2 protein-coding genes are annotated in these 1,204 nt (G+C 65.5%); one reads left to right on the forward strand and one right to left on the reverse strand.

Features of this window, described 5'->3' with window-relative positions; all coding sequences use genetic code 11:
• A partial coding sequence (locus ACFWYM_RS44970; RefSeq protein ID WP_384851366.1) for a nuclear transport factor 2 family protein occupies positions 1-492 on the reverse strand: 492 nt, incomplete at its 3' end.
• Positions 493-712: 220 nt separating this feature from the next.
• Here ACFWYM_RS44970 and ACFWYM_RS44975 point away from each other — a divergent pair.
• On the forward strand, positions 713-1,204 hold a 492-nt coding region (locus ACFWYM_RS44975), incomplete at its 3' end, for a nuclear transport factor 2 family protein (protein WP_384851367.1).

Genomic DNA, 1,204 nt, shown 5'->3' on the forward strand with positions numbered 1-1,204 from the left:
ATCCCCGCCGTCCTTCAGCGCGGCGGTGGTTGCGGCGGCGTCGTTGCGGCGGACCGCGTCGAACAGTCGCTGCGCGGAGTCGGCCGTGAAGGCGGCGACTTCGACGTTCGGGTCGAAGAAGACCTTCCAGCTGCGGATCTGTCCCTGCTCGTCGACCTCGAGCCGGTGGCTGTCCTCGATCTCGAACGGCACCTTGGTCCGGGTGTGGAACGCCTTGGTGTAGATCCGCGCGTACGCGGTCGAGCCCTCGACCACCAGCTCCCTGAGTTCGTAGTCGACCACCTCGGTGGTCTCCGCGCGGATACGGAATGCCTCCGCGACGGCGTCCGGGCCGATGTGCCGGCCGAGGTAGGGGATCACCGCGTTCCATTCGTCCTCGGGGAGTTCGAAGACGATGGACGGCGAGAGGGCCGCGATCACCTTTTCCGAGTCTCCGCGGCCGATCGCGGAGAACCATTCCTCGAGTATTTCCCGTGTACGTCGGCTCTCCACGTTTCAACCTCCATGTCTGCACAGCTGTGGCCTTGGGAAATCCATGGAAGCGTGCGTGGGCTTCACCGACCAGGCGAGCAGGGAAAGGCGTGGAGACTTCAGTGACTTGCCACGATGCGGGCGAGTTGCCGAAGTGTTCGCGCATGTGTGAGGACCGCTGGTTTCCCGAAGGCCGGTGCGGGTTCCTTGGAGTGGACAGGAGCGATCACTGGAGGAGCAGATGGAGAGTCGGGAAACGCGGAAGATCCTGGAGAACTTCTTCGCCGCGATGGACCGCGGTGACGGGGATGCGATTTTCGCCGCCCTGTCACCTTCCGTGGTTTTCGAAATCCGTCGCAACGAGTGGAATTCCGTGGTCGACTATGTCGGCACATACACGGGTCTCGACGCCGTCGCGGGGGCGTTCCAGGTGCGCGGGGAGACCACCGAGCCGCTGGGTTCCGAGCTCAGGGAGCTGGTGGTCGAGGGCTCGACCGCGTACGCGCGGCTGTGGGACAAGGCCGTGCACAGCCGCACCCAGGTGCCGTTCGAGGTAGAGGTCTGTCACCGGCTCGAACTCGACGAGCAGGGGCGGATCGCACTGTGGAACGTGTACTTCGACCCCACTCCGGAGATCGCCTCCTTCGGGGCGGACGCGAGTGAGCTGCTGCTCGCCGCGGTGCGGCAGGGCGACAAGGAGGCGATCGCCACCCACCTGGGCCATGGTGCCGAC

This window comes from Streptomyces sp. NPDC059009 (assembly GCF_042740175.1).
Taxonomy (GTDB): Bacteria; Actinomycetota; Actinomycetes; order Streptomycetales; family Streptomycetaceae; genus Streptomyces.